General features: G+C 71.2%; 21 protein-coding genes. 10 read left to right on the plus strand and 11 right to left on the minus strand.

Annotated features, from left to right (window positions below; all coding sequences use genetic code 11):
* The first annotated feature begins 1 nt into the window (after position 1).
* Positions 2 to 976: an anti-sigma factor RsbA family regulatory protein gene (locus ACZ6SD_RS22870; RefSeq protein ID WP_465319030.1), complete on the plus strand. Its 975-nt coding sequence runs from the start codon at positions 2 to 4 to the stop codon at positions 974 to 976.
* Positions 977 to 1,678: 702 nt separating this feature from the next.
* On the opposite strand, the gene ACZ6SD_RS22875 is transcribed toward ACZ6SD_RS22870, so the two are convergent.
* Positions 1,679 to 2,533 (minus strand): NAD(P)H-binding protein, encoded by an 855-nt coding sequence (locus ACZ6SD_RS22875; RefSeq protein WP_465319005.1) that lies wholly within the window; start codon positions 2,531 to 2,533, stop codon positions 1,679 to 1,681.
* A 62-nt stretch (positions 2,534 to 2,595) separates the two neighbouring features.
* Between ACZ6SD_RS22875 and ACZ6SD_RS22880 the strand changes: the two genes are divergently transcribed.
* Positions 2,596 to 3,084 (plus strand): MarR family winged helix-turn-helix transcriptional regulator, encoded by a 489-nt coding sequence (locus ACZ6SD_RS22880; RefSeq protein ID WP_465319006.1) that lies wholly within the window; start codon positions 2,596 to 2,598, stop codon positions 3,082 to 3,084.
* Positions 3,085 to 3,191: 107 nt separating this feature from the next.
* On the opposite strand, the gene ACZ6SD_RS22885 is transcribed toward ACZ6SD_RS22880, so the two are convergent.
* From ACZ6SD_RS22885 to ACZ6SD_RS22895, 3 genes are all read right to left on the minus strand, one after another.
* Complete coding sequence (locus ACZ6SD_RS22885) at positions 3,192 to 3,665, minus strand: DUF4396 domain-containing protein (RefSeq protein ID WP_465319007.1); 474 nt, start codon at positions 3,663 to 3,665, stop codon at positions 3,192 to 3,194.
* A 120-nt stretch (positions 3,666 to 3,785) separates the two neighbouring features.
* The gene (locus tag ACZ6SD_RS22890) at positions 3,786 to 4,739 is read right to left on the minus strand and encodes a zinc metalloprotease (RefSeq protein ID WP_465319008.1); all 954 of its coding nucleotides are present in this window, start codon (positions 4,737 to 4,739) and stop codon (positions 3,786 to 3,788) included.
* Between the two features lie 237 nt (positions 4,740 to 4,976).
* Complete coding sequence (locus ACZ6SD_RS22895) at positions 4,977 to 5,924, minus strand: lysyl oxidase family protein (protein ID WP_465319009.1); 948 nt, start codon at positions 5,922 to 5,924, stop codon at positions 4,977 to 4,979.
* A gap of 319 nt (positions 5,925 to 6,243) precedes the next feature.
* On the opposite strand from ACZ6SD_RS22895, the gene ACZ6SD_RS22900 reads away from it, so the two are divergent.
* Positions 6,244 to 7,845 (plus strand): ABC-F family ATP-binding cassette domain-containing protein, encoded by a 1,602-nt coding sequence (locus ACZ6SD_RS22900; RefSeq protein ID WP_465319010.1) that lies wholly within the window; start codon positions 6,244 to 6,246, stop codon positions 7,843 to 7,845.
* Positions 7,846 to 7,884: 39 nt separating this feature from the next.
* Here ACZ6SD_RS22900 and ACZ6SD_RS22905 read toward each other — a convergent pair whose 3' ends face one another.
* On the minus strand, positions 7,885 to 8,766 hold the full coding sequence (locus ACZ6SD_RS22905) for a DMT family protein (RefSeq protein WP_465319011.1): 882 nt from the start codon (positions 8,764 to 8,766) through the stop codon (positions 7,885 to 7,887).
* Positions 8,767 to 9,158: 392 nt separating this feature from the next.
* Between ACZ6SD_RS22905 and ACZ6SD_RS22910 the strand changes: the two genes are divergently transcribed.
* Together ACZ6SD_RS22910 and ACZ6SD_RS22915 are read left to right on the plus strand one after the other, a co-directional pair.
* Complete coding sequence (locus ACZ6SD_RS22910; RefSeq protein WP_465319012.1) at positions 9,159 to 11,723, plus strand: helix-turn-helix domain-containing protein; 2,565 nt, start codon at positions 9,159 to 9,161, stop codon at positions 11,721 to 11,723.
* Positions 11,724 to 11,769: 46 nt separating this feature from the next.
* Positions 11,770 to 12,726 (plus strand): helix-turn-helix domain-containing protein, encoded by a 957-nt coding sequence (locus ACZ6SD_RS22915; RefSeq protein WP_465319013.1) that lies wholly within the window; start codon positions 11,770 to 11,772, stop codon positions 12,724 to 12,726.
* On the opposite strand, the gene ACZ6SD_RS22920 is transcribed toward ACZ6SD_RS22915, so the two are convergent.
* Both ACZ6SD_RS22920 and ACZ6SD_RS22925 read right to left on the minus strand, forming a co-directional pair.
* Complete coding sequence (locus tag ACZ6SD_RS22920) at positions 12,723 to 13,250, minus strand: DUF1360 domain-containing protein (RefSeq protein WP_465319014.1); 528 nt, start codon at positions 13,248 to 13,250, stop codon at positions 12,723 to 12,725. The genes ACZ6SD_RS22915 and ACZ6SD_RS22920 overlap by 4 nt on opposite strands.
* Before the next feature lie 80 nt (positions 13,251 to 13,330).
* Entirely contained in the window at positions 13,331 to 14,398 is a 1,068-nt protein-coding gene (locus ACZ6SD_RS22925) for an aldo/keto reductase (protein WP_465319015.1), read from the minus strand.
* 120 nt (positions 14,399 to 14,518) lie between these two features.
* Here ACZ6SD_RS22925 and ACZ6SD_RS22930 point away from each other — a divergent pair, with 120 nt between their 5' ends.
* The 4 genes from ACZ6SD_RS22930 to ACZ6SD_RS22945 all read left to right on the plus strand — a co-directional run bounded on the left by ACZ6SD_RS22930 (position 14,519) and on the right by ACZ6SD_RS22945 (position 18,694).
* Positions 14,519 to 15,388, plus strand: coding sequence for a helix-turn-helix transcriptional regulator (locus tag ACZ6SD_RS22930; protein ID WP_465319016.1), 870 nt, complete (start codon positions 14,519 to 14,521; stop codon positions 15,386 to 15,388).
* A gap of 147 nt (positions 15,389 to 15,535) precedes the next feature.
* On the plus strand, positions 15,536 to 17,047 hold the full coding sequence (locus ACZ6SD_RS22935; RefSeq protein WP_465319017.1) for an alkaline phosphatase D family protein: 1,512 nt from the start codon (positions 15,536 to 15,538) through the stop codon (positions 17,045 to 17,047).
* A 14-nt stretch (positions 17,048 to 17,061) separates the two neighbouring features.
* A complete protein-coding gene (locus tag ACZ6SD_RS22940; protein WP_465319018.1) occupies positions 17,062 to 18,276 on the plus strand; it encodes a hypothetical protein in 1,215 nt (404 codons plus the stop codon).
* A gap of 157 nt (positions 18,277 to 18,433) precedes the next feature.
* Positions 18,434 to 18,694: a WGxxGxxG family protein gene (locus ACZ6SD_RS22945; protein ID WP_465319019.1), complete on the plus strand. Its 261-nt coding sequence runs from the start codon at positions 18,434 to 18,436 to the stop codon at positions 18,692 to 18,694.
* Between the two features lie 74 nt (positions 18,695 to 18,768).
* On the opposite strand, the gene ACZ6SD_RS22950 is transcribed toward ACZ6SD_RS22945, so the two are convergent.
* The 3 genes from ACZ6SD_RS22950 to ACZ6SD_RS22960 all read right to left on the minus strand — a co-directional run bounded on the left by ACZ6SD_RS22950 (position 18,769) and on the right by ACZ6SD_RS22960 (position 22,557).
* Positions 18,769 to 20,772 (minus strand): flavin monoamine oxidase family protein, encoded by a 2,004-nt coding sequence (locus ACZ6SD_RS22950; RefSeq protein WP_465319020.1) that lies wholly within the window; start codon positions 20,770 to 20,772, stop codon positions 18,769 to 18,771.
* A gap of 461 nt (positions 20,773 to 21,233) precedes the next feature.
* A complete protein-coding gene (locus ACZ6SD_RS22955) occupies positions 21,234 to 21,824 on the minus strand; it encodes a Rho termination factor N-terminal domain-containing protein (protein WP_465319021.1) in 591 nt (196 codons plus the stop codon).
* A 67-nt stretch (positions 21,825 to 21,891) separates the two neighbouring features.
* Positions 21,892 to 22,557, minus strand: coding sequence for a TetR/AcrR family transcriptional regulator (locus ACZ6SD_RS22960; RefSeq protein ID WP_465319022.1), 666 nt, complete (start codon positions 22,555 to 22,557; stop codon positions 21,892 to 21,894).
* A gap of 126 nt (positions 22,558 to 22,683) precedes the next feature.
* On the opposite strand from ACZ6SD_RS22960, the gene ACZ6SD_RS22965 reads away from it, so the two are divergent.
* Positions 22,684 to 23,088 (plus strand): cupin domain-containing protein, encoded by a 405-nt coding sequence (locus ACZ6SD_RS22965; RefSeq protein ID WP_465319023.1) that lies wholly within the window; start codon positions 22,684 to 22,686, stop codon positions 23,086 to 23,088.
* Between the two features lie 49 nt (positions 23,089 to 23,137).
* Here the strand turns inward: ACZ6SD_RS22965 and ACZ6SD_RS22970 are convergent, their stop codons facing one another.
* Positions 23,138 to 24,628, minus strand: coding sequence for a flavin-containing monooxygenase (locus ACZ6SD_RS22970; protein WP_465319024.1), 1,491 nt, complete (start codon positions 24,626 to 24,628; stop codon positions 23,138 to 23,140).
* Positions 24,629 to 24,699 lie beyond the last annotated feature (71 nt).

Here is a 24,699-nt window from a genome sequence, read left to right on the forward strand (position 1 = left end):
AATCTCGACTGACGACGAGCCGCAGGGCGACACCCCCGCGCGGGTCGACACCGCCGTGGACCAGTTCATCCACCCCGCCCTGTTCTACGCGGGCGCACAGGACTACCTGGCGGGCACCGTCCCCTTCATCCGCGACGGCCTGGCCCAGGGGCACCCGGTCGCGGTCGCCGTCCCCGGCCCCAACCTGGCCCTCCTGCGCGACGCGCTGGGCCGCGACGGCGACACCGTGCAGTGGCTGGACATGACCGAGGCGGGCCGCAACCCCGGCCGCATCATCCCCGGCGTCCTGCGCGCCTTCGCCGACGCCCGTCCCACCGGCCGGGTCCGCATCATCGGCGAGCCCATCTGGGCAGGCCGCACCTCGGTGGAGTACCCGGCGTGCGTGCAGCACGAGGCCCTGATCAACCTGGCCTTCACCGGCCGCGAGGTGACGATCCTGTGCCCCTACGACCTGGATCATCTTGACCCCACCGTCCTAGCCGACGCGGAAGCCACCCACCCCACCCTGATAGACCGCGACGGCGACCGAGAAAGCCCCGCCTACGCCCCCGAACGCATCCTGTCGACCTACAACCTCCCCCTACCCCCCGCCCCCACCCACGCCGCCACCCTCCCCTTCGACCGCTCCCTACTGGCCACCTGCAGACGCTTCGCGGTCGACCACGCCACCCGCGCCGGAATCCCCACCCCCCGCATAGGCGACGTGGAACTGGCGGTAGCCGAACTAGTGGCCAACTCGATCATGCACGGCGGCGGCCAAGGCACCCTGACCCTCTGGGTGGAGGCAAACACCTTGGTCTTCCAGGTACACGACACCGGCCGCCTCACCAACCCCCTGGCAGGCCGAATCCCCGCCCCCGCCACCCAACCCGGCGGCCGCGGCCTACTCCTGGTCAACTACCTGGTCGACCTAGTCCGCCAACACACGGACGCCGCAGGCACCACCATCCGCGGCCACCTGAACATCCCTCACTGACCCGCCGTTCCGAACGCCACCTTCGATCCATCCAATCCACGTCCCCGGCGTGTCCCTCTTTTTCCTGCGGCGAGTTGTCCACAGGCAAGATCGTTCTGACCTGTTTTGTCGGCCTGGCTTGATAGACTGGAGCGGGGTCAGCCCCCAGGGTGGGTGGGGCTTTGTTTGTGGGGCTGTGGGGCGGCAAAATCAAAGGGCTGTCGCGGTCGTGGTTGGGGCGGTTGAGTGGCCTTCGTGGGGTGGCTGGCCAGGCCAGCCTCCCTGCTGGCCCCGTGTTCCTGCCAGGCGGCTGTGCTGGGCCCGGCCTTCCTACCAGGCCGCCCTCCTGCCAGGCTGCCGTCCTGCCAGCCTGCCCTTCTGCCAAGCCGCGTTCCTGCCACCCGTCCCCCACGAAGCTGAACCAACGCCCGCCCAGTGCTCGATAGGGAAGACCGAGTAGCGAACCCACGCCCCACGAAGCCGAACCAGCGCTCGCCCAGTGCTCGATGGGGTGGAGTGGTTTCTTTGGGGGAGAAGGAAGATCCCTAAACTGGCCGTGGTCGTGGGGCCGAAGGCTCCCCACCCGTCTTTCCCACGACGGGATCTTCCTTCGTAGGGGCCCCAAAGAAACCACTCCACCCCATCGAGCAACCCCCACACCCAGCCCCCCGAGAACCCTCTCCACCCCATCGAGCAACCCCACACAAGCGAGCCCAGAACAACTCAGCCCATAAACGCACCAGAATGATCAGCCACCCAAGTGGCAAACGTCCGAGCAGGCCGCCCAAGCACCTCCACCAAATCACCACTAACCCGAGCAGGCCGCCCCAAATCCCTCGCATACCGACCCATCAAAGCCACCACAAACCCTTCAGGCAGCCCATTCCGAATCATCCCTTCCCGGGCAGCGTCAGCGGGAACCTCCACATACCGCAACGCCCGCCCAAGCACTGACCCGATAACCGCCACCATCTCCTCATGCGTCAACGACTCCGGCCCAGTCAACTCCAACCGCCGACCGACGAGCCCGTCATCCAGCAATGCCCGAGCACCGGCCTCAGCCAAGTCCCGCTCATCAATCGGCGTTTCGGCGAACCCAGCATAAGGTCCGCGGACAATATCCCCAGCCCGAATCTGCCCACCCCAAGCGGTAAGCGCGTTCACCGCGAAAGAACTCGCCCGCAAAGTCACCCAGTCCACACCGCTGTTGACAGCGGCATCCTCGGCCTCCTTGTTCCGGTCACCACGGAACCGGGAAGGCTGCCGATCAAGGTCCTCATCGACATTGTTCGCCGACAAGGCCACGATCCGCCGCACGCCATGCCGCTTGGCCAGCGCAGCCAGTCCAGCAGCGTTGTCCGCGACCGCGCGCGGATGCAGAAACAGTCCGGTCACGCCGTCAAGGTGCGGAACAAGCGTCTCCAGTGAACGTGGATCTCCCGCGACGACCTCGACCGACGGGGGGAGTGCCGCCGCCACCGGATGGCGGGTCACCGCGCGCACCTTGGCGCCCTCGGCGGCCAGGTGATCGATCAACGGTCGTCCGACGACGCCGGTCGCTCCAGTGATCAGGAACATGTCACAGCCCTCCGCGGGATATTCTCAGCTCTGAACGCCATACGACATGAGGATCATATCATATGAGTTCCATATCTTCTGAGGACGCCAGGCGCCGCAGGCGGTTGCAGACGGCGATCAAGGAGGCGATGCGGGCGCTGAGCAATCAGCTGTCTCTGCTCAACCACCAGGTGGGGGCGCGGCTGGAGCTCAAGGACATCGACCTGGACTGCCTCGACCTCATCTCCCGGCACGGGCCGCTCAGTCCGAGCGCGGTGGCCCGGCGGGCGGGGCTGCACCCGGCCACGGTGACCGGCATCCTCGACCGGCTCCAGCGCGGTGGCTGGATCACGCGCGACCGGGACCCGGACGCTGCCGATCGGCGGTCGGTGGCCGTGCGGGCATTGTGTGACCGCAACGCGGAGCTGTACGGCCTGTACTCGGGGATGAACGCCTCTATGGACGAACTGTGCGCGGGCTATGACGAGGCGCAGTTGGAACTGCTCGCCGACTTTCTGCGCCGAGCGGCCGACGCGGGCCAGGAAGCCACCACGAAACTGGCCGCGGACTAAGCGCGCAAGCCAGGGACGTCAAGGTTGGGGAGCTTGGTGTCAAACGAAGAGAGCGGGCCCACGCGTGGCGGGCCCGCTCTCTTCGGCTCAGGAGACCGTGAGCCTGCTCAGTGATGGTACGCGTGCACGACCGCGTGGCCGAGGCCGCGGCTGATCATCCACCGGTTGATCGGCCAGGTGACGACGAACGCGACGCCGAGGGCGAAGGCCAGCGCGGCCCAGAACACCCAGTTGGCCACGCCCGCGTTCATCGCCCCGGGAACGCCGACCATGACGAGGTTGTCGACCAGTTCCATGACCGCGATCGAGACCGTGTCCGCGGCCAGCGCCACCTTCGCCGCCTGTCGGAAGCCGACCCCGGCGCGCAGGACCCCGCGCATGGTCAGCGCGTAGCCGAAGAAGAACGCCAGGACCACGGCCAGGACGACCGTGGCGAGCGTGCCCCAGCCCAGGGCGGTGCCGATGACCATGCCCAGCACCTCGCCGATGGCGCAGCCGGTCAGGCAGTGCAGGGTGGCCGATGCGGCCATGCCCCAGGAGGCGTGGCCGGTCTGGTGGTGGTGCTCGTGGTCTGTCGACATGGGTCTTCCTCCTGGTAGTGGCTCCCGTCCGACTATATACCCCATACCCCTGTGGGGTACCAGGGTGGTGAAAAAAATCGGCCCCGCCTCGGGTGGCGGGGCCGATGGGAGGTTGGGGAGTCAGGCTCGGTAGGCGACCCACACGTCGCTCATCCGCTTGCTCTGGCCCTGAGTGAACTGGTTGTAGCAAGAGTCGAACGAGTAGTCCATGTAGTTGTGGATCGGGTCGAGGCCGGGCAGCGCGCAGGAGTCGCGGCCTTCCGGGCAGCCGTTGGTCGGGGACGACTGCGCCGGGGTGTCGGCCACCTGGTCGTTCTTGGTCGTGCAGCCGCCCTGGAAGGTGTGGTAGAGCCCGAGCCAGTGCCCCACCTCGTGGGTCGCGGTCTCACCGAGGTTGTAGTTGGCGATGCCGCCGCCGGGTAGGGAGTTCCAGTGCACGCGAACCCCGTCGATGAAGGGGTTGCCGCCCCACGGGAAGGTGGCGATGCCGAGGTAGTCGAAGTCCACCAGCCAGATGTTGAGCGCGTTCATGCCGCCCTTGCGGGTCAGCGCGCGGTAGGAGGTGCTGTACCTGTCCTTGTGCCACTCGTCGTTGCGGAACCGGTCGATGCCCGCTAAACGGAAGGTGAAGCCGGTGTCGGCGGCGTGCGGGGACTCCTTGCCGTCGAAGTTCTTGTTCAGCACCGCGATCTGCTCGGCGATCCGCTCGTTCGACACGTCGCCCGCGCCGCTCGCGCTCGCCATCACGTGCACGTAGACCGGGATGGTGGCCGAGGCCAAGGCGCCCTGCGGCACGAAGTAGCCCCGGGATCGCTTGTGCGCCAACAGTTCCCCGGTCCGCGTCTCCACTCGGGCGACGTCCTCGGCCGACATGGGCTCGTGGTCGGGGGCCCGGGTGCCCTTGGCCGAGGCGCTCTGGTTCCCCGGCGGGGTCAGGCACACCGTGTCGGCGGCGCTCGCTGAATCGGGGGCGGGGGACGCGGCCGTGCTCGTCGCGAGCGGAGCCAGCGCGAGCGCGGCGGCGACCAGCGTGGTGGCGCCTGCCGTTCGCAGAGTGGTGGGAGGTCGACCCATTGCCTTCTCCTTGGCGCAGAGGGGACGTGCGGCGATGCAACGTATGCGCCCGGTTAAATCTTTGGGAAGACACCAGGGGTAGGAAAATTTCCGATTAAGGGGCCTTTGCGCCGGATGCGTATTGTGGTTGCGCCATCCGTCGGGGGCCGATCGTCGGGGGCCGGCTGGGCGCGCCGAGGGCCACCGCCGACGACGCTCGGGTCGCGGGAGATGATCTTCGGATAGGAACCGGCGGTGTCAGCCGCGCGCGGCGCAGGACGCCTTGCCGGGACAGCTGCGCAGGATCTTGACCGAGGGGGGCCGCAGGATCTCCCCGCCCGGACCCCGGGCGCCCGGCGGCCACCGGAGGTCGACGGCCAGCGACGAGGTGTTGTTGTCGTAGGACTTCTCCAGCAGCGTCCGGTCCGGGTTGACGGTGCTGACCACGTCGTAGACGCCCGAGGGCACGCCGGTGACGTCGAGCCACTGGAAGTCGACGGTGTGGCGGTAGTCGTCGCCGTAGCCGACCGAGATCCCCAGCGTCACTTCCAGCGCGTCCGGTCGGTGGTGGGCGCAGGTGTTGCCGCGCAGGGTGGCGGCCAGCACGGCGGCCGGGCTGGTCTCGCCGCGCGGCTTGCCGGGCAGCCACCGCGCGTCGGGGACGGGGTAGCGGTCGCCGAGGCAGAACCCGTTCTTGCGGTCGGTCACCAGCGTCTTGCCGTCGGTCGAGCGCAGTCGGAAGTGGGTGAAGTCCGTCAGGTGCCAGTGCTCGTGGGTCGCGGCGGGCTCGTAGTAGGCGGTGGTGGGGATGGGCCGCTGGGCTTGCGCGTGTCCAGCGGGGATCGAACCGTCCACACTGGACTGGATGGCCTGGCGCACGGTCATGGTCGGGCGAGCGGCGCTGTCGCGGCGCGCGTAGAGCAGCAGCGGACCGTCGCCGATGTTGTCTTCCGCGGTGGTGAACCGCAGTCGCACCGCCTTGGCCGGGCCGGTGGCCGCGCAGGCGCCGTTCGCCGCCGACGCGTCCGCGACCAGGCACACGTCCCAGTCGGCGCACGCCGCGGGCCACCCGGTCTGGCCGCCCGCGCAGCCGATCGGGGCCTGGCGCAGATCGGGAAGGAGCAGCGCCGCGTCGGCGTCGGCGTGCGGCACGACCGCCAGCGCGGTCGTGGCGATGACAACCGCCATGCTTGCCAAATTTTTCATGATCTCCGGCATCTCCGGCGTTCGTTTCCGTTCGGCGCGATCTCAGCGAACCCTAAACACGACTGTCGGGTGTTCCCGCATCGAGAACCAGCGGTTCACTCGATGGGCTGACGTTCGGTGGCTTCGCAGGTCAGCGCGTTCCGGCGGGCTCCCCCTTGGGGGTAATTCGGATGAGTGGAGCCCGGATTCGGGCTAACCTGGCGAATGTGATGCAGCAACTGCTGTTCCTCTAAGAGGACGACGCCTCCACCGGCGCCGCGGCCCGCGGCGCCGGTCCTCGTCCTTTCGCGCATCACTTTCGCCATGGAGGCAGTTCCTCATGTCGTCATCCCTTTCCCTGGTTCCCGCGCGCGCCGCGCACGTCCGGATGTCCGATGTCCACCTCTCCTTCGGCGGGCGGCCGGTGCTCGCCGGGGTCGACCTCGTGGCCGCGGCGGGCGACCGGGTCGCCGTCGTCGGCGAGAACGGTCGCGGCAAGACCACCCTGCTCCGGGTGCTCTCCGGCGACCTGCCCGTCGACCGAGGCGAGGTGCGCCACGCGGGCTCGGTCGGGGTCGCCGACCAGCAGATCCCGCTCGGCCCAGCCGACACCGTCGGCGACCTGATCGATCTCGAACTGGCCGCGGCGCGCCGGGCGTTGGCCCGACTGGACCGCGCGAGCGCCGCGCTCGCCGAGGGCCGTCCCGGCGCGGCCGACGACTACGCCGCCGCGCTCGCCGAGGCGGAGGCGCGCGACGCGTGGGACGCCGACCGGCGGGTCGAGGTCTCGCTGGCCGCGCTGAACGCCGTGGCCGACCGCGCCCGCCCGCTCGGCACGCTCTCGGTCGGGCAGCGCCACCGGGTGCGGCTGGCGTGCCTGCTCGGCGCGGGGCACTCGGTGCTGCTGCTCGACGAGCCGACCAACCACCTCGACGCGAGCGGGCTCGACCACCTCACCGAGCGGTTGCGCGCCCACCCGGGCGTGGTGGTGCTGGTCAGCCACGACCGGGCGCTGCTGGCCGACGTGGCGACCACGGTGGTCGACCTCGACCCGTCCAGCGACGGCAGGCCCCGGGTCTACGGCGGCGGCTATCCGGCCTATGTGGAGGGTCGCCGCGCGGAGTGGGCCCGCTGGGCGGCGCTGCACGCCGAGCAGGTCGCCGAACGCGCGCGCCTGGCCGACGACCTGTCCGCCGCCCAGAACCGGCTGCGCGACAACTGGCGGCCCGCCAAGGGGCACGGCAAGCACTCCCGCGCCACCCGCGCGCCCGGCCTGGTCCGGGCGGTGCGGCGGCGGCAGGAGGACCTGGCCGCGCACGTGGTGGCGGTCCCGCCGCCACCGACCCGGTTCGCGTTGCCCGACCTGCCCGAGCATCCCGGCGCGACCCTGCTGCGCGCCGACGGCGTGACCGTGGCCGCCCGGCTCAGGCGCCCGGTCGACCTGGCGCTGGACTCCGGGGACCGGCTGCTGGTCACCGGCTCGAACGGCGCGGGAAAGTCGACCCTGCTCGGGGTGCTCGCGGGCGAGCTGGCGCCGAGCACGGGCACGGTCACCCGGGCCCGTCCCGCCCGGATCGGGCGGCTGGGGCAAGAGTCCGACCTGCCGCTCTCGCGCACCGCGGCGGACCTGTACGACGAACGCCGCGCCCGCTCCGGGGTGCCCGGACCCGGGCTGGGGGAGTTGGGCCTGCTGGACCGGCACGACCGGCGCAGGCCGGTGGCCGAGCTGTCCGTCGGCGCCCGCAGGCGGCTCGACCTGGCCCTGGTCCTGCTCGCCCGCCCGCACGTCGTGCTGCTGGACGAGCCGACCAACCACCTCTCGGCCGGGCTGGTGGACGAGCTGACCGCCGCGCTCGGGTCGACCCCGGCCGCGGTCGTGATCGCCACGCACGACCGGCAACTGCTGCGGGACACGCGGTCCTGGCCGCGGCTCGCCTTGTGAACTCCTCGCCCGGACGCCGCCTGGTCGCCGCCTGGTAGATCAGGCGGCGTCCGAGCGGGCTTCGTCGTCGGTCGCGATGACCGGCAGGGGAGCCGCGATCGGCAGGTCACGGGCCCGGGCCAGCTGGGTCACGCCGTAGGCGGCGATGACGGCGCAGCCGACCGCGAGGACGATCTCCAGGCCCGTGGTGGCGAGGTCTTCGCCGAGGAAGACGATGCCGATGGCGGTGGCGCTGGTCGGGTTGACCAGGTTGGTGATCGCCAGCGGGGCGCCGAGGCCGTCGCGGTAGGAGCGCTGAGTGGTCACGGTCGCCACGATCGCCAGCACCGCCACGGCGACGATCGCGACGATGGCGGCGGGCTGGGCGAGCGCGCCGACCCCGCTGCCCTGCACCCGCAGGACCACCGTCTGGCACAGGGCCGAGCAGACGGCGAACGCCAGGCCGCCCGCGACGGCCTCCCACAGCGGGGACGCCCCGGCCCGCTGCCCCTGGGCGGTGAGCAGGCCGACGATGGCGGCCGTGGCCAGGAGCAGGCCGGTCAGCTCGTGGTCGGCGAGGGTGTCGCCGTCGCCGCCGGTGGTGACGAGCAGGGTCAGGCCCACCAGGCCGATCACCGTGCACACCATCCCGACCGTCTCGGTCCCGGTCACCGCGCGCCGCGCCGCCGCCGCGGTCAGCGGCACCGCGATCACCAGCGTCAGCACGCCAAGCGGCTGGATCAGCGACAGCGGCCCGAAACCAAGCGAGAGCACGTGCAGGCCAGCGCCGAGCGCGTTGAGGCCGAAGGCGGCCCACCACACCGGCAGCCGGATCAGCGCCCACATGCTCAGGTGCGCGTGCCTGGCCTGGATGAGCGCGGCCGTGGCGTAGGCGATGGCGACGGCGACGCAGAGCGCGACCGCGATGATCAGATCGGTCATGCCTGCGCTCACCACTTTCTCTCGGTCGGGCCGGGTAGCTGTGCTGGGCACAGCGCTCGGACGTCGCCGAGGAACCAGGCCGCGCGGCCACGGCCGCCGAACGATAACCAGACAACCACCCTGACGAGTGCGTTTCACAGAAAACGGCCACGTGCCAGGGCTCACACCACCCCCTGCCCCGGCAGGCGCTCTGAGGGTCCCGACCAGTGAAAACGTCACTCGGCGCAACGGCTTCGCGTGCGTTCGGCGGCATGGCGCAGCGCCAGGTGGCGTATCCGGCTCACCGCTTCCCACCGGGATCGGCGGGCCACGACCGGCCACACACCGGCCGGTGGTGGCCGGTGCCCTCGCTAAGGTCCCCCTGATCGAGGCGGCCCGGCGAGAGGCAGGACGTGACCAGCCAGTTCGGCGCGATGGTGCGCGGCCTGCGGCTGCGGGCTGGGCTGACCCAGGAGGATTTGGCCGACCGGTCCGGTCTTGGGGTGCGCACCATCCGCGGCCTGGAGACTGGCGAGCGCGCCGACCCGAGGGTGGCCACGGTGCGGCGGCTCGCCGACGCGCTGGAGCTCGCCGAGGACGAGCGGGTGGCCCTGTTCGCCAGCGCGGGCTTCGGCAAGCCGCCCATCCTGGCGGAAGCGGCGGGACTGGACGCGCCGACCGAGGATTCGGGACGAGGCGGGCGAACCGAGGCGCCGGGGCGAGCCGGGGACGGTTCGGGTCACGGTGCGCGGGTCGAAGCGCCGGGGGCGGATGGGGGGTCCGGCGAGGGCTCGGGTCACGGAGTGCGGGTCGAGGTGCCGGGGCGGGACGCGCCGACCGGTGCATCAGGGCAGGACTCGCGGGCCGCGGCTCTCGGGCGAGGCGGATGGCCTGAGGGTGCGGGGCAAGGCCGAGAGGCCGTGACAGCTGGGCGGGACGCGCGGGCGGAGCTGTCGGGGGGCGACGCGGAGGTGAGCGCGCGGCCCGCCGGGGGCGGGTCGGCGGTCGAGCGCAGGCTGGCCGACGCGGCCGACGAGCTGGCGCACGCGGTCCGGGTCCGCTGGCAGCGGGAGGAGGAGCAGCGGCAGGTCCACGACCCGTTCCCGCTGCCCGTGCGCTGGCGGCCGGTGGCCGCGGCGTTGACCGACTCCTGGGCGAACGTCCGCCGCGCCCGCGACGGCGCGGCCGAGCCGCTGGACCTGACCGGTGGACTGGACCAGATCGTGGACGTCTACCGGCGGATTCCGTCCGGGCGGCTGGTGGTGCTCGGCCAGGCCGGGTCCGGGAAGACGGTCCTGACCCTGCGGTTCGTCCTGGACCTGCTGCGCGCCCGCGCCCCCGGCTCCGCCGTGCCGGTCGTGGTCGGCCTCGGCTCGTGGAACCCGACCACGACGTCGTTGCGCGACTGGCTGATCGCGCGGCTGCGCCAGGACCACCCCGACCTGGACGCGCCCGGCCCCGGCGGGTCGACGCTGGCCGCCGCGCTGGTCGAGACCGACCGGGTGCTGCCCGTCCTGGACGGGTTCGACGAGATCGCCGACGGGCTGCACCGCGCCGCGCTGGAGGCGCTCAACGCCACCCGGCTGCCGCTGCTGCTGACCAGCAGACCCGACGAGTACGCCGCCGCCGTGGCGGGGACCGACGTGCTGACCGCGGCCTGCGGGGTCGAGCTGGTCGACCTGACCCCCGCCGACCTGGCCGACTACCTGCCGCGCACCACCCGCGCTGGCGACGGCGGCGGCACCGCGTGGGAACCGGTCCTGGCCGAGCTGCGCGACCACCCGGACCGGCGGGCGAGCGCCAACCTCGCCGCCGCGCTGACCACCCCGCTGATGGTCGGGCTCGCCCGCACCGTCTACAGCGACACCCCCGACCACGACCCGGCCGTGCTGCTCGACACCGACCGGTTCCCCACCCGGGAAGCCCTGAAGGAGCACCTCCTCGGCAACTTCGTCGCGACGGTCTACCGGTACCAGCCGGAGAACGCGCGCTTCGACCCGGACCGCGTGCAGCGCTGGCTGGGCCACCTCGCCCGGCACCTGCGCGGGCTGGGCACCTACGACCTGGCCTGGTGGCAGCTTGGCGCCTCGCTGCGGCTGCCGGTCCGGATGCTCGTCGTCGCGGTCACCGCCGGGCTGATCCTCGGGCTGGTGGACATGGCCGTGGAAGGGCTGCTCGTGCATGCGGTCGGGGTGTACCCGCTGCTGTTCGGCGCCCTCTTCGGCGCCGTGGTCGGGGCCGCGTTTGGGGTCGCTTACGGGCTGACGAACCGGTCCGGGCGGTCGGAGCCGTCGCGGGTGCGCCTGCGGGTCCGCGCCGGGCCCGCGCGGACCGGCCGGGTCGGCTCCCGGTTCCGGATCGGGTCCGTCGTCGGCGCCCTGCTCGGCTTCGGCTACGGGCTGGCGCGCGAGGCCGCGCACCAGCTCTCGTTCGGCCACGGCAACGGCCTGTTGAGTGCGATCGTGGACGGGGTGGTGTTCGGGCTCGTGTTCGGCGTCGCGGCGGGCGCGGTGGCGGCGGCCATCGCCCGCTGCGAGACACCGCTGGACGTCAAGTCCGCCGGTGGCCCGACCGAGCTGCTGCGCGCGAACCGCACGACGGTGCTGATCCAGCTCGCTGTCGCCGGGCCCGCGTTCGCGTTCGTCGTGCCGTTGGCGACCTGGCTGGTGGTGCTTTTCCTGCGGTGGCTGTTCCCGAGCGGGACGCTGGCCGGACTGGAGTTCTTCTGGTCGCCGGTGTTCGGGGTGCTGCTCGGGCTGATCGGCGGGCTCGTCGCCGGGCTCGGGTACCTGCTCAGCATGACCGCGTGGGGGCAGTGGCTGGTCTTCGCGCGCCTGTGCCTGCCGCTGGCGGGCCGCCTTCCCTGGGCGGTCAGCGCCTTCCTCGACGACGCCTACCGCCGCGGCGTGCTGCGCAGGGCGGGCGCGGTCTACCAGTTTCGGCACGCCCGGCTGCAAGACCACTTGGCAGGCCGGTGACTCGCGGTCGCCCTCGGCGGCGCGGGAAGCCGTACTCTTGACGGACATGATCGAGAACCAGTTCCGCACCGACGACGTGCCCGCGGCCGAGCGGTTCGAGTACTGGCGCGCGCACGCGGCCCGCACCATCATGCTGGCCGAGGTGAGCAGCGACCACGCCCACGACTTCCGCGCGGTGGAGCGGGATCTGCGGCTGGGGTCGCTGGTGGTGTTCGGCAAGGAGCACCAGCCGATGACCGCGCGCCGGACGGCGGCGTTGATCAGGCGAGCCGATCCGGAGGTCTACCAGCTCTCGCTTCCGCTGAGCGGGCGCGCGGACATTTCCTGGGCCAGCCGGGAGGCCAGTCTCGGCCCGGGGGAGTTCCACGTCAGCGACTCGTCGCAGCCGCATGTGGTGCGGCTGCGCACCGGGGGGAAGCCGTTCACCGCGGTCGGGGTACGGGTGCCCAAGTCGCTGGTGGCGGTGCCCCCGGCGCGAATGGACCAGCTGATCGGCAGGCCGATGTCGGCGACCAGGGGGATCGGGGCGCTGCTGGCTGGCTTCGTCACCGACCTCGACGCGCAGCGGGCGGCCTGCCACGCGGGCGACGGGCCCCGGCTGGGCGTGGTGGTGGCCGATCTCGTCTCGGCGCTGTTCGCCGAGGCCCTCGACCTCGCGCCGCGAACGCACGGGCCCGCCCTGGTTCCGCGCGTCGAGGCGTTCATCCGGGAGCACCTGGCCGACCCCGGCCTGACCCCGGGCGCGATCGCCGCCGCGCACCACATCTCGGTCAGCTACCTGCACCGGCTGTTTCAGGCGGACGGCCGCACGGTCGCCGCCTGGATTCGCCAGGAGCGTCTGGAAAGCGCCCGCCGCGACCTGGCCGACCCGGTGCTGGCCGAGGTCGCCGTGCAAGACATCGCGGCCCGGTGGGGATTCACCCGGCACAGCGTCTTCACCCGCGCTTTCCGCGCCGCGTATGGCACTTCGCCCACGGACTACCGGAACCAGTCCCGTCACTAAGACAGCTGCCGCTTGGCCCGGTCGTAGGTGAGTTGCAGCGTGTCGGAGGCCGCCACCGCGGTCAGCACGGTGGTCACCAGGCGGGTGGCGCGGGGCGCGAAGACCAGGCCAGCGGTCAGGCCGGTCGCCACCCACACACCGAGGCAGAACGGGCAGGTGACCAGTTCGCCGATCGCGTGCTGGGCGCCGTTGCCCCGGGCGGCCTCGTTGATCTCGGCCTCCCCGGTGGCCTTCTCGTAGCGGGTGAACGGGGCCCGCAGCGGGCTGGTCACCGCTTCCTTCGACAGCAGCCTGCTGGCCTTGTGCGTCGCCGCGCACAGCAGGATCGTGTCCTGGGCACTGAACCTCTCCGGCAGCCGAGCGCCGCGGGCCCGGCCGATCGCGGCGGCCAAGCCCACCAGGCCGGTGTAGGCGGCGAGCACCGCGCTGTAGCCGAGCAGGGGCCGGTCGTGCCCGCCGGAGTACGCCTGCTTCACGTGTCGGGTGAAGCGGCGCAGCGCGGCGGCGGTGTCGGTCGTCGTCACCGCTGCGGGCTACCCAGTCCGGCCGGGACTATGCCGGGCGGCCCAGGGCGCCCGGCATAGTCCACAGTGGATTCCCTAGGTCACCGCACGATGACGGTCCCGCCGAAGGCGACCTCCCGGGTCAGCGGCGCGGCCAGGAAGTCGTGCGGGAAGCCCAGTTCGATGGCGCTGGCCTTCTCCAGGTCGGCCAGGTTCTCCGGGCTGAACCGCACGTCGAGGGCGGCGAGGTTGTCCTCCAACTGCGCGACCGTGCGCGCCCCGAAGATCGGCGCGGTCACCGCCGGGTTGAGCAGCGTCCACGCCAGCGCCACCCGGGCCGGGGTCGTGCCCATCTGGGCCGCGACGTCCTTGACCACGTCGGCGATCGCGAGGCCGCGCTCGGTGAGGCTGCCGTTGGCGTGCGCGATTTTCTTGCGCGTCCCCGTCGGGCCCGCCGAGGGCGTGTCGGGCACCAGGTCCGCGCGGCTGTACTTGCCGGTGAGCACGCCGCTGGCCAACGGCGACCAGGGGACGACGCCCAGGCCCATCTCGGCGGCCATCGGGATGAGCTCGCGCTCCACGGTCCGCTGGATCAGGCTGTACTCGATCTGCAGCGCGATCAGCGGCGACCAGCCGCGCAGGTCGGCGATGGCCTGCATCCGCGAGACCTGCCAGGCGGGCGTGTCCGAGATGCCGACATAGAGCACCTTGCCCGCGCGGACCAGGTCGTCCATCGCCCGCAGCACCTCTTCGACCGGCGTGGTGCCGTCCCAGACGTGCAGGTACAGCAGGTCGATGTAGTCGGTGTTCAGCCGCCGCAGGCTGTCCTCGACCGAGCGGACCATGCTCTTGCGGTGGTTTCCGCCCGAGTTCGGGTCGCCCGGGCGCATGCCGATCGTGTACTTCGTCGCGATGACCAGGCGCTCGCGCTTGTCGGCGGCGAACTCGCCGAGCAGGGTCTCCGAGGTGCCGTTGGTGTAGCCGTTGGCCGTGTCGATGAAGTTGCCGCCGCGGTCGACGTAGGTGTCGAAGACCGCGCGGGCCTCGTCCTTCTCCGAGCCCCAGCCCCAGTCGGACCCGAAGGTCATCGCGCCCAGCGACAGCGGCGAGACCCGCAGGCCCGAGCGGCCGAGCAGTCGATACGTGTCGAGGGAAAGAGATTCGGTCACCGATGCTTCTCCTGTCATCCGAGTTGCCATTCCAGAGTGCGGCAACCGGAGCGGACCGGGAAGGGAAGGATCATCCTGGGACCGGCCGTCCCAGTCGGGAAACTCCGTAGGATCAGCGGAGTGAGCGGCAGCGCGAAAGTGAATGGAGTGGACCCGACGCGGGAACTGGCCGCGTTCCTGCGGGCCCGGCGGGAGCGGCTGGCCCCCGGCGACGTGGCGCTGCCGGTGCGCGGTCGCCTGCGCCGCACGCCGGGCCTGCGGCGCGAGGAGGTCGCCGAGCTGGCCGGGGTGAGCGTCGACTACATCATCCGCCTTGAGCAGGGCCGAGGGCTGCGCCCGTCCCCGGAGGTGCTCGACGCGCTGGCCGGGGCGCTGCGGCTCAGCGACGACGAGCGCGCCTACCTGTTCGACCTCGCCCACCAGCGGCAGACCGCCCGCCGCCGCACCGGGGCCGCCGCCGCGCTGCCGCTGGCCCGCCTCGTGCAGGACCTCTCGCCGCTGCCCGCCATGCTGATCAACCACCGCTACGACATCCTCGCCTGGAACCGCGAGATGGCCGGGCTGATGCTCGACTTCGACACGCTGCCCGACGAGCAGCGCAACGGCCTGTGGCTGTGCCTGCTGCACCCGGACTTCCGCGACTTCTACCTCGACCGCGAGCGCGTCATCCGCGAGGCCATCGCCGACCTGCGCGCCGCGTGGGCCGCCTACCCCGACGACCCCGGCCTGGCAGGCCTGGTCGGCGAGCTCAACGCGCGCAGCGCCGAGTTCGCCCGGCTGTGGACCGAGCGCGACGTCAAGGTCAACGGCCGCGGCCGCAAGCCGCTGCGCCATCCCCGGGTCGGGCCGCTGACCGTCGACTTCGAGGTCCTGGCCCCGTTGCAGGACCCGGAACAGCGCCTGGTGATCTACCGCGCCGCCGACGCGGCGTCGCAGGCCGCGCTGGACACGATCACCCGGGAGGTCACCGAGGGCGTGCTCGTCCGGTAGGGGCGGCGGTAGGCGGCGGCGGTTGCGTCGGTTTCCCGGCGTGTCAACCGCGCGCTCTCGTCCGGTGGCGCTCACCGGGGCAGACATCGCGTGAACAGTTCGTGTGGGGTCTGGATCACACTGTGGGCGGGTCGTAAGAACGGTCGCATGACCCGACTGCAACGACGCACGTTCCTGATCGGCGGGCTCGCGGGGGCGGGCGCCACCCTGCTCAGCGCCAGCACCGCGCACGCCATCGCCTACCCGTTCACGCTCGGCGTCGCCTCCGGCGAGCCCGCCGCGGACGGCTTCGTCATCTGGACCCGGCTGGCGCCGAGCCCGCTCAACGCCGACGGGCTCGGCGGCATGTCCAGCGCCCCGGTCATCGTCGAGTGGCAGGTGGCGACCGACCAGAACTTCACCCAGTTGGCGCGCACCGGCTCGGTGACCGCGGAACAGGGCTCCGCGCACAGCGTGCACGTCGAGGTGACCGGGCTCCAGGCCGGGCGCGAGTACTGGTACCGGTTCCGCGCCGCGGGCCACATCTCGCAGGTGGGTCGGGCGCTGACCGCGCCCGCAGCCGGGACGAGCCCCGCGCTGACCATGCTGTTCGCGTCCTGCTCGCACTACGAGGCCGGGTACTTCACCGCGTACCGGCGGATGGCCGAGGACCGCCCCGATCTGATCCTGCACCTGGGCGACTACATCTACGAGGGCGGCGCGGGCTCGTCTGGTGTGCGCACGCACGTGCCGTCGGCGGAGATCAGCACGCTGGCGAACTACCGGGTGCGGCACGCGCTGTACAAGCGCGACGTCGACCTGCAGGCCGCGCACGCCATCGCGCCATGGGCGGTGGTCTGGGACGACCACGAGGTGGAGAACAACTACGCCAACCTGGTCCGCAACGACACCTCGCCCGCAGGCGACTTCCGGGCCCGCCGCGCCGCCGCCTACAAGGCGTACTACGAGCACATGCCGCTGCGCGCGGCGCAGGCCCCGGTCAACGAGAACATGCAGCTCTACCGCAGGCTCCGGTGGGGGAGCCTGGCCACGCTGCACATGCTCGACACCCGCCAGTACCGCGACGACCAGGCGTGCGGCGACGGCACGAAGGTCTGCGCCGCGGCCGACGACCCGGCCCGCACGCTGACCGGGACCGCGCAGGAGTCCTGGCTGCTCAACGGCATGGGCCAGCACCTGGGCACCTGGGACCTGATCGGGCAGCAGGTGTTCTTCGCGCAGAAGCTCGCGAGCGCGGACGGGGCCAAGAGCATGGACTCCTGGGACGGCTACACCGCGAACCGGCGGCGGCTCCAGCAGGGCTGGGAAGCGCAGGGCAACACCAGCACCGTCGTGCTCACCGGCGACGTGCACCGCTCCTGGGCGAGCAACCTCATGGCCGACTACACCACCCAGAACCGGGTCATCGGCACCGAGCTGGTCACCACGTCGATCACGTCCGGCGGCGACGGCAACGCCGCCGAGACCGGCCTGTCGAGCCTGAACCCGCACGTGAAGTTCTACAAGAACCTGCGCGGCTACGTCCGCACCGTGACCACGCCGACCCAGATGACCGTGGACTTCCGCGCCCTCGACCGGGTGACCGTGCGGGACTACCCGGTCAAGACCGTCCAGAGCTACGTGATCCAGGCGGGCAACCCCGGCCTGCAAGCGCCGTGAGGGAAGAGAACGACATGCGCACCTATCTGACCATCGGCGCCCTGACCCTCGCCGGAGCCATCGCGTTCGCGGGCACCGCCCACGCGGGCGGGACCACGCCCGCGGACATCACCTGGACCACGGCGAACAGCGTGGCCACCGGCGACCAGGACAACGCAGCGACCGCCGCCGTCCGCACCGGCTACACCGCGGTGGTCTGGGAGGACGACCGGGACTCCACGACCCCCACCGATCCGGTGCACAGCGAGGTTTTCCTGCGCTTATACCGGGACGGCGCGTCGCTGTTCGAGAAGAAGCTGTCGGCGGCGGGCACCGGGAACTGGCGCCACGTCCAGCCCGACGTGGCGCTGCGCGAGGACGGCAGCGCGGTCGTGGTCTGGTCGGAGGACCCGGACGGCAACGGCTTCTACAACATCGCCGTCCGCGCGGTGAACGCCGCGGGCACCGTCACCGGCTCGGCCACCGCGAACGCCGACTCGGCCGGGCAGCAGCTCAACCCGGCGGTGGCCGCCGACCCCGAGGGCCCCGGGTTCGCCGTGGCGTTCGAGGACCAGCAGGGCACCGCGGCCCCGACCGTCCGGGTGTCCGGGTTCGCCTCGATCACCAGCAAGACCTACGAGGCGCAGGTGAACGCCACCGGCGGCACGCACCGCACCCCGGACGTGGCGATGGGCGCGGCGGGCAACGCGATCGTGGTCTGGGACGAGGACGGCGACGCCAATGGCGTGTCGAACGTGGCCCGCAAGATCCTCACCCCGACCGGCGGCGTCAAGCTCGCCCAGGGCGTCGCCAACGTGACCGCGGCGGGCCAGCAGCGGCTGCCGTCGGTCGCCGCGAACGCCAACGGCGACTTCGTGGTGGGCTGGGAAACCGACCACACCGGCGTGCCGCAGATCGGCGTCCGCTCGTTCACCGCGACCGGCGCGGGCGCGGCGGAGACGATCGTGCCCGGCTCCGTGCCCCAGGTCGGCATCGATGACCAGCGTTTCGCGGTGGTCAACTGGACCGAGGCGGCCGACGTCTACGCCCAGGGTCTCAACCCGGACGGCTCGGCCACCGGCAGGCTTCCCCGGCTGCGGGTGCACACGACCATCGCCGGGCGGCAGGACGAGCCAGCGGTGGCGGTGGACCCGTGGGGCCAGATCACCCTCGCCTACACCGACGACAACGACGGCAACGGCTTCGATCAGGTCTACCTCGGCACCGGTTTGGCCAACAGCACCTGGTGATCGACTCGGCTTACCCGAACGGGTGGCCGTGGGCGTGCCGCTGGTCCGCCGGGGTACTGCTGGTCAGGGTGTGGAAAACACCTCAAGCAGTGCTACCACCAGCAACGACACCCGGAGCGACGACGCTCTGAGCAATGACGGAAAGGTGTTGTGCGCGATGAACCACGGGACCCGAAAACACGTCGCCGCGATCGTCACGGCCGTCCTGCTGCCCTTGGCCGTCACGGCGACGGCGGAAGCCGCCCCGCCCGGGGAGTCCGGGACCGGCTACGCGGCACAGGAGCAGGACTCGCCGGACCGCGACTCCGATTCCGGTTGGGGCTGGCTCGGCCTGTTCGGGCTGCTGGGCCTGTTCGGGCTGATGCCGACGCGGAAGCGGGTCGCGGACAACCCCTACCACCGCGAACCGACCCGCTGAACAGCCCGCGAGTCCTTGTGGCGGCGGCGAACCACCGCCACAAGGACTCGCGAGGCCCCGGCGACCGCGCCGCGCTAGGAGTTGATTTCCAGCGCGACGCGAACCGCGGATTCGAGCGACCCCTCGATCCAGGCGTGTTTCAAGGAGGTGTGCTCGCCCGCGAAATGCACCGGTCCTTCAGGGGTGCCGATGTCGAGATGCAGTTCGGTGAGCTGCCGGGGGGTGAACACGGCGGCCTCACCGAAGGCGTACCGGTTGCGCAGCCAGCTCTGCGTCTGGCCTTTCTGGGTGTAGAACGCCTCAATCCGCTTGCCGAACACCGACTGCATTCCGCGCAGGGCGTAGGCGTAGCGCTCGTCGTCGTGCATGGCGTCCCACTTGGCCGCGTCGTCGGCCCAGCTGTAGCTGGCCAGCACGACCCCGCCGGGGCTGTTCGGCACCGGGTGCGAGGGGAAATAGGTGAACCGGTTGGGGTTGTCGGTCACCGAGCCGCCGCCGACCACGGTGGTCGCCTCGGTCTTGTCCAGCTTCCGGTAGTGGTCGTAGAGGCCGGGCTTGATCGCGTTCAGCTCGGCGCGCCACTGGTCCTCGGTGAACTCCCACCACCGCCGGTTGAACTCCAGCAGCACCTTGGTGGCCGAGTCGTAGTGCAACTCGATGATCGCGCGCCGCTTGCCATAGGACATCAGCGGCGAGATCTGCACGTGCCGCAGCGCGGAGAACGGGATGGTCACGATGGCGGTGTCCGCGGTGAACGAGCGGGTCTTCTGGACCGTTTCGCCCGCGCAGAGTTCGTCGGTGCCGTTCTCGGTGGTGGTCTCGACCCAGACCTTGTCGCCGTTGGCGCTCACGTGCTCCAGAGCCGAGGTGTCCCGATCGGCGTCCCAGTACTCCATCCGGATCATCCGCTCGTTCATCCGGATGTTGCGCTCCAACTCCGGGAGCATCGCATACGGCAGCATCGCGGTGCCGCCCTCGATCTCCCAGTAGCGGGCGCGCGCGTCGACCAGGCTGCGGGTCAGGAAGCTGTGCATGAACGCCAGCGGCATCCGGGAGGTGAGGTTCTCCAGGGTGCCGATCAGGTCGACCGCCCGGTCGCCGAGACCGGCGTATTCGCTGAGGTAGCCCGACATCGAGTAGCCGTCGAGGTCGTAGATGACCTGCGCCCAGCCCTCGATCCACTCGCCGACCGGCTTGTTGACGCGCTGCCCGTCGGAGCCGACGTAGGAGTAGTAGTCGCGGACCGGGTCGAGCACCTTGTCCAGCAGGGCGCCCGCGGTGGTCTTCAACTGCTCGTCGGACACCCCGAAGCTCGCGTTGATGTCCTGTGGCGCGACGGCGTAGTCCGCTCGGCGCGTCTGCTCGCCGTTGGTGTTGATCCAGGTCCGGTTGGCGACCTCGGGGGCGACGAAGCCCTCGCCGGAGCCGCCGCGCTTCCACACGGTCCCGTTGAACGAGCGGTATTCCACCGGCGGCAGGCTCTTGCCCGGGGAGCCGGTGCCCGGCTTGATGTCGACGTTGTAGAACAGCCGCCGCCGCAGGCCCAGCTTGTCGATCAGCGCCATCGTCAGCGGGTGGAAGTCGGGGATGCGCATCGCGCCAGCCTCGGCGTACTGGGCCGGGTCTTTGAACGGGTCCGGCTTGCCCGCCCACTCCGGGCCGCGGCGGAAGGTCTTGATCCGCCCGCCGATGCGGCTGGCGTTGGCCTCCAGGATCGTCACGTCGTGGCCCGCGCGCTTGAGCAGCATGCCCGAGACCAGGCCGGTGATGCCCGCGCCGACGACCAGGACCCGCTTCGGGTGCGTGGTCTTGGGCAGCCCCTCATCGATCAGGACGCGCAGGTACTCCAGCTTGAGGTCCTGGTTGCCGGGGCCGATCAGCAGCAGGTCGCGGGCCAGCGCGACGCACCGCTGCCACCGGTCCTCGTCGGACCTCGGCTTGACCGGCGCCATGGCGGACGCGGTCGCGGGCAAGGCGAGCTGGGTCACCACGGGCGTCGCGGCGACGAGCCCTGCGGCGGCGAAGAGGGAGCGGCGCTTCATGGTGCCGCCGGTGGCTTGGTGGTCGCTCTGGTCCATGCCCCTCATCGAATTGGCTCACCGACGAGGAGGGAAGAACGCCGGGCCGGATTTACCCACCTGGGCACATGTTTCATGCGAATGCTCCGGGTGGCGAGCGCCGAGATCGGCGGACGGGTCGCTCTTTCCCTTGTGCGGCAACGTGTTGCGCGTCATCGAGGGCCCGCGGTGGGCTCTCGGCGGAGGGTGGATCGCTCACCGTCGGGGGAGGGGTCGCTCGGTGATGTCACCCCTCCGGGGAAGATGATCACACGATTTGATCAACGTTTCGGTGCCGCGCTGCCCGTTCCGTCACGACGGGGCGGGCGTGCGGCCGTCCCAGTCCACAGGGGACAGGGCAACTTTTGGGTCATCAAAGGAATCCGCGCGGTCGCGGACGCGGAAAACAGACGCGGCGGCCGTCGCTCGGGGAAGCACGAGTGACGGCCGCCGGGTGGTCGGCGATGGCCCGGCCGCGGTGCTCACGCGTCTTCGCGGTCCGGGTTCTCCAGGCGGAAGAAGTTGCTCTGCGAGCCGTCCGAGCGCTCTTCCTGGTAGATGAAGTTCAGGCCGCGCTTGTCGAAGGTGGCGAACCACTCCTCCCAGCTCACCCGGCGCAGCTTCTGGCCGCCGTAGCCGGGGAAGTCGAAGCGCAGGACGCCGAGGTGGTCGTCGTGCTCGGTGCCCTCGACGGTGGCCGGTTCGGCGTCGCGCTCGCGCGCCCACCGCTGGATCACCTCGTGGCTGGTGGTCGCCAGGCTGCGGCCCGGCCGCTCGGGCTCGTCGTCGGTCGAGGTGACCTCCTGGGAGTAGCGCAGGCTGTCCGACGAGTCCTTCCCGGTGCGGACGCCGCCGCCTTCGTCCTCCCGGCGCGGCCGGGGCGCGCCCTGCCCGCCACCGCCCATGGCTTCGGCGACCGCCTTGACCAGCTCGTCCTTGCGCATGTCGTGGACACCGCTGATGTGCAGGTCGTGGGCTTTGTCCCGCAACTGCGCGACCGTCATCTCGGCCAAGTCGCCCTGGTTCTTCTCCGGGGTCTTGGCGCCCTTCTCCTGGGTCCGCTGCTTGGTCATGTCGTCCTCCTTTCGTCCTCCTGTTCTGGGTGGGGCTACCCGCCACCCGGCCCGCCCATGCCCGTGCTCACCCGGCGAGCAGGCCGCGGACGATCGCGGCGAGGCTGTCGCGGTAGTGGTCCCGGGCGGTGATGGCCGTCCACCGGCCCTTCAGCTCGGTGAGCCGCGGGTAGTCCGACATGTCCAGTTCGGCGAACAGCCGCTCGCGGTGGTTGGGGACGGGGCTCTCCGCGCGGCGGCGGGCGGCGTTGGCCCGCACCAGGATCTCGCCGGTCGTGAAGTACCAGATCGTCCGGTAGGCGAGGACGCTCTGGTCGAGGGACAGGCCCGCGTCGACGCAGGCGCCGACGATCGCCTCCGGGAACCACAGCACGGACGCGGAGAAGAACGCGTCGGTGGTGAGGACCTCGGCGATCCAGGGGCAGGCGGCCAGCGCGTCGCGCATGGCGGTCGCCGCGGCCACGATCCGCTCCTGTGGCGGGCCCGGCAACTCCGGTCGCGGAATCCGGTCGGCGTAGTCGTCCAGCAGCAGGACCAGCAGTTCCTCTTTGTCTTTGACGTGGTGGTAGAGCGCCATCGGGGTGCTGCCGATCTCCCGGGCCAGCCGCCGCATCGTCAGCTCCGCCACGCCCGAGGCGTCCACGATCCGGCGGGCGGCGGCGACGATCTCCGCGCGGGACAGCCGGGGCGGCCGTCCGCCCCTGGCGCGCGGGGAATCCGGCTGCGAGGACATGGCGCCCATCATCTCCCACAGTCGGTTGACCGGGAAGGCCAGGTCAGGCTATTTTCTATACATGTACGAAATCTCGTTCCGCGCCGCTGTCCGCCGACGTGGCCCGAACTGGGGAGAGCTTCGACGATGACCATGACCGCGCACGACCTGTTCAGCCGCGGCATGCGGTTCACCGCGGACGGCATGATCCTGTCCGAGAGCCACCGCCTGCGCGGCGAGTCGGACGGCTGGACGATGGCGGCCTACTACGTCACCCGCAACGAGGACGTCCACCCCGACCAGTGGGAGACGCACCCGGAAGCGGACGAGGCCGTGTGCGTGCTGACCGGCTCCGCGCGGCTGATCCTGCGCGCTACCGAGCACGAACCGGAAGAGGAGATCGCGCTCATCGCCGCGGACGTGGTCATCGTCCCCCGCGGCCGCTGGCACCGCCTCGAAGTCGACGGCCCGACCGAGCTGCTGTCCATCACCAAGCGCCGCGGCACCCGCCTGCGCCAGCGGACCGAGCTGAACGAGGAGCCCGCTGCCTGACCCGAGTGTCCATTAGGGAATGTCCTAATGGGGCAAGCGGGTTCCGACGTTAGGCGTATTCGTAGTCGGACAGCGGGAAACTGCCCGCCTCGCGGCGAGTGTCCCAAGTGGAGGTCGGGCGGAGTAGGGCCGCCTCGCCGTGCTGGTTGAAGTAGTAGCTGCGTGAACTGGCGCAGTCGCCCAGGTAGAACACCGAGTCGCCGAGTTTGGCGGTCATCCGGTCGAGGAAGGCGTCATTGGCTTTCTCGGTCACCTCGAAGGTGGTGGCCCCGCGCCGCTTCAGCTCGCCGAACAGGCGGGCCATGTGAGCCATCTGCGCCTCGATGGTGGTGAAGTAGGACAGGCCGCTGTAGGAGTACGGGCTGTTGAGGCTGACCAGGTTGGGGAAGTGCGGGACGGACACGCCCGCGTACGCCTGGAACCGGGTCTCGCGCCACCACGCGCCGAGGTCGCGGCCAGCGCGGCCGACGATCTCGAAGGCCGGGAAGTTCGCGTCCCACAGGTTGAAGCCGGTGGCCAGCAGCAGGGTGTCGATCTCGGTCACCCGCCCGTCCGCCGTGACGACGGCGTCCGGCTCGATCCGGGCGATCGGGGTCGTCTCCAGGTGGACGTTCGGGCGGTTGAAGGTGGGGAAGTAGTCGTTGGAGAAGGTCGGCCGCTTGCAGCCGAAGGAGTAGTCCGGGGTGAGCTTGCGGCGCACCTCCGGGTCGCGGACCTGGCGGCGCAGGTGCGCTAGGGCCACCCGCTCCGCGCTCCGGTTGGTGAACCGCGCCTGCCGGTAGCGCAGCACGCCGACGACCATGATCAGTTCCAGCAGCGCGGTGTTGGCCAGCCGCGCCAGCCGCTGAGTGAGCGGGACGCGGGCGAACAGCCGCTGCACGGACGGCGGGATGCGCCGGTCCAGCTTCGGCGTCACCCAGATCGGCGTGCGCTGGTAGACGGTGAGCTCGGCGACCTTCTTCGCGACCCGCGGGATGAGCTGCACCGCGGTCGCCCCAGTGCCGATGACCGCGGCCCGCTTGCCGGTCAGGTCGTAGTCGTCGTCCCAGGCGGTGCTGTGGATCACCTTGCCCGCGAACGTGTCGATGCCGGGGATGTCGGGCATCTTGGGCTGCGAGAGGAACCCGGTCGCCGTGATCAGATACCGCGCGGTCAGCGGCTCGCCGCCGCGCACGCGCACGGTCCACAGGTTGGCGTCCTCGTCCCACCGCGCGCCCTCGACCACGGCGCCGAACCGCATCCGGGCGCGCAGGCCGTACTTCTCGGCGACCCGCTCGGCGTAGCGCTTGAGCTCCGCGCCCGGGGCGAAGACCCGCGACCAGTACGGGTTCGGCTCGAACGAGTACGAATAGGTGACTGAGGCGATGTCGACGGCCAGCCCGGGGTAGCGATTGACGTGCCAGGTGCCGCCCAGGTCGTCTTCCCGCTCCAGGATGACGTAGTTCCCGATGCCCATCCGGTCGAGTTGGATCGCCGCGCCCATGCCGCCGAAGCCCGCGCCGACGATGATGGCCTCGTACCGCGGTGTCACCGGTGTCATCGGGTCGGCCTCCCTCTGTTCGCCCTTGTCCCGCACCATATCCGAAGATTCCTCAGTCATGCGGGGGTGTC

This window comes from Actinokineospora sp. NPDC051303 (assembly GCF_055586285.1).